Here is a 3245-nt window from a genome sequence, read left to right on the forward strand (position 1 = left end):
TGGTCGGAGCTCCCGCGCGCCACGGTGAGCACCGAGCTGGGCGGGCGGGCCCGCAGGAAGGCGCCGAAGTCGCTGTACGCCTGGTCGTTCTGGGCCAGCTGGCGGGCCACGGCGGCGGGCGCTTCGCGCGCCTCAACCAGCATGCGCGTGTTCAATGGACGTTCCTTCCACGTAGACATCGGTCAGTTTCAGATCGCGGTCGAGCACCGCGACGTCGGCCCAGGCGCCCTGCGCAAGGCGGCCGCGGTCGGTGGCGCCAAGGTAGTCGGCCGCGTTGGTGGCGACGCGGCGCGAGGCGTCGACCAGGCCCAGGCCCAGCTCGTCGACGAGGTTGCGCAGTGCCTGGTCCATGGTCAGCGTGGAGCCGGCCAGCGTGCCGTCGGGCAGGCGCACGCCGCCCAGGCACTTGGTGACCTTGTGGCGGCCGAGCTTGTACTCGCCGTCCGGCATGCCGGCGGCGGCGGTCGAGTCGGTGACGCAGTAGAGGTGCGGGATGGCTCGCAGCGCCACGCGGATCGCCCCGGGGTGCGCGTGCAGCAGGTCGGGGATGATCTCCGAGTAGGTGGCGTGCGCCAGCGCCGCGCCCACCATGCCGGGCTCGCGGTGGTGCAGGCCGCTCATGGCATTGAACAAGTGGGTGAAGCCGGTGGCCCCACGCTTCATCGCCTCGACGCCGTCTTCGTAGCTGCCCAGCGTGTGGCCCAGCTGCACGCGGTAGCCGGCCGCCACCATGGCCTCGATGGCGTCCATGTTGCCGGCCGTCTCGGGCGCCAGCGTCACCAGGCGGATCGGCGCCAGGTCGTTCAGGCGTCGCAACTCCTCGGCATGCACCGGCCGCGCGTAGTTGGGCTGCGCGCCCAGCTTGCCGGCGTTGATGTAAGGCCCTTCGAGGTGGACGCCGAGCACGCGTGCGCCCTGCGGGCTGCGCGAGGCACACACCGCCTTGAGGGCGCGGAAGGCGCGCTCCAGGTCGCTCATCGGCGCCGTCATCGTCGTGGCCAGCAGGGCCGTGGTGCCGTGCGTGGCGTGCAGCTCCGAGACGCGCGCGGCGGCATCGCCGCCTTCCATGATGTCGCGGCCCGCACCACCGTGGACGTGCAGGTCGATGAAGCCCGGCACGACGATGGGCAGCAAAGCGTCGCGCACTTCGCGTTCGTCTACGCCCGTGCCCTCGATGCCGGCGATGCGCCCGTCGTCGGCGAACGTGATGCGCCCCTTGACGAAGCCAGACGGCGTGAGGATGTGGCCTTGCCGTGTCGTGCTCATCCTTCGCGCCTCATCTCTGCCACGAAGTCGTAGTAGTCGCTGCGGCAGTACGAGTGCGTCAGCTCCACCGCCTGCCCCGATTCCAGGTAGCCGATGCGGGTGATGAACAGCACCGCCTGCCCCACCGGCACGCCCAGCTGCTCGGCCAGGCGCGGCTGCGCGTTGAGCGCGCGGATGTGCTGCAAGGCGCGCACCGGCGCCATGTGCACGCTGGTCAGGTACTCGTAGAGCGAACCATCGACGGTCTCGGGGCTGGGCAGCACGCTTTGCGGCAGCACGCTCACCTCGTAGGCCATCACCACCTCGTCGGCCAGGCGCAGGCGCTCAAGCCGCGCCACGCGGGCGCCGGGCGAGAGGCCCAGGCTCAGCTGCTCGTCGGGCACGGCCTGCGTGATGCTGCGCTCGAGCCAGCGCGACGACGGCGTGTAGCCGCGCTGGTGCAGCTCCTCGGAGAAGCTGGTCAGGCGCGACAGCGGCTGCTCGATGCGCGGGGCGATGTAGTTGCCGGAGCCGCGGCGGCGCACGATCAGGCCCTGGTCGACCAGCTGGTCGATGGCCTTGCGCGCGGTGACGCGCGACACGTCGACCGACTCGGAGAGCACACGCTCGGAAGGCAGGGCCTCGTCGGCCTGGTAGCGCCCGTCGCGGATGGCCTGGCCCAGCTTACGGGCCAGTTGCACGTAGAGCGGCGAGCTGTCGCGCGCATCGGGCTTGAATTCGAACAGGGCCTTCTTCATCGGCGGGTCTCGTTCTCTTTCTCGAACTCGCGGCGGATCAGCATCAAGGCGCCGGCGGCGGGGCCATCGGCCGCCTCGACGCAGCGGCTGCGCACCGCCGGCGAGAGGCGGTCGGCGAGACGCTTGCCCACGCTGCCCAGCACCACCAGCGGCAGGCCGCCATGCGGGTCCAGCGCGAGCGCGGTGGCGTCGAGCGCGCTCACGGCGCGGCTCAGCAGGTGCGCGGCGGCCGGGTCGCTGGCCTCGGCATCGAAGATGGCCGGCGCGAGCTGCGCGTAGGCAAACTGCCCGGCGTGGTCGCACCAGGCCTGCAGGTGGTCGCGGTCGGCGCCGCAGGTGGCCCACACGTGGCGCACCAGCGGGCCAGCGTTGATGCGGCCGTCCATCGCGCACTGGGCCAGGCGCACGGCGCGCAGGCCGAGCCAGGCGCCGCTGCCCTCGTCGCCCACCGGGAAGCCCCAGCCGCCCACGTTGAAGCGCGAGCCGTCGGGGCGCAGCACCTCGCCCACGCTGCCGGTGCCCGCGGCGACGATGGCGCCCGGCTTGCCGGCGTGCGCGCCGACCAGCATCACGAAGGCGTCGGTCTCGACCAGCAGCTTGCCGAAGCCCTTGTTCTGGGCCACGAACTTGTCGCGCCAGGGGCGGTTGCTCACGCCGGACAGGCCGGCGCCCAGCGCGCAACGCCGCCAGGGCGGCGGCTCCATGCCGGCGTCGGCAAACGCCGCCCGCACCGCGGCCAGCACCTGCTCCCAGGCGGCTGCGATGCCCTGCCCCAGCGCCGACGGGCCGGCGCGACCCTGGCCCAGCACGGTGCCGTCGGGGCGCGCGACGATTGCACGCGTCGCCGTTCCGCCTCCGTCCACCCCGATCAGAAAGTCGATCATGTCGGCTGCTCGGTTCCTGTAGTTTTGCCGGGCGTCAGGCCCAGCGATAGGACCAGTTTAGTACCAGTAATACCAGTATGTCAATTGGTATTAACCGGCAGCGAACTCACTTGATGAACTGCTCGTTGCCGACCATGCCGAGCTTGCTCACGCCCAGGCGCTGCGCGCTTGCCATCACCAGCGCGACGCGCTCGTACTCGACCAGCTTGTTCGGCCGCAGGTGCACCTCGGGCTGGTCGGGCTGGGCCGCCGTGGCGCTCAGCCGGGCCTCCAAAGCTTCGCGCGAGGGCAGCGCCTCGCCGTTCCAGAAGATGCTGCCGTCGAAGTCGATGTCGATCGTCACCACCACCGGCGGCGC

4 protein-coding genes are annotated in these 3245 nt (G+C 71.6%); all 4 read right to left on the reverse strand.

Going from position 1 to position 3245, the window contains the following annotated elements; all coding sequences use genetic code 11:
- Positions 1 to 132: 132 nt before the first annotated feature.
- On the reverse strand, positions 133 to 1266 hold the full coding sequence (gene nagA / locus VFL64_RS15095) for an N-acetylglucosamine-6-phosphate deacetylase (protein ID WP_489541204.1): 1134 nt from the start codon (positions 1264 to 1266) through the stop codon (positions 133 to 135).
- Positions 1263 to 2003 carry a GntR family transcriptional regulator gene (locus tag VFL64_RS15100; protein WP_489541205.1) on the reverse strand — a complete coding sequence of 247 codons (741 nt, stop codon included), beginning with the start codon at positions 2001 to 2003 and terminating at the stop codon, positions 1263 to 1265. The genes nagA and VFL64_RS15100 overlap by 4 nt, the downstream gene beginning before the upstream one ends.
- Entirely contained in the window at positions 2000 to 2887 is an 888-nt protein-coding gene (locus VFL64_RS15105) for a glucosamine kinase nucleotide-binding domain-containing protein (protein WP_489541206.1), read from the reverse strand. Before VFL64_RS15105 ends, VFL64_RS15100 begins: the two co-directional genes overlap by 4 nt.
- Before the next feature lie 106 nt (positions 2888 to 2993).
- A partial coding sequence (locus VFL64_RS15110) for an ExbD/TolR family protein (protein ID WP_489541207.1) occupies positions 2994 to 3245 on the reverse strand: 252 nt, incomplete at its 5' end.

It is taken from the genome of Rhizobacter sp., assembly GCF_035702065.1.
GTDB lineage: Bacteria > Pseudomonadota > Gammaproteobacteria > Burkholderiales > Burkholderiaceae_C > Rhizobacter.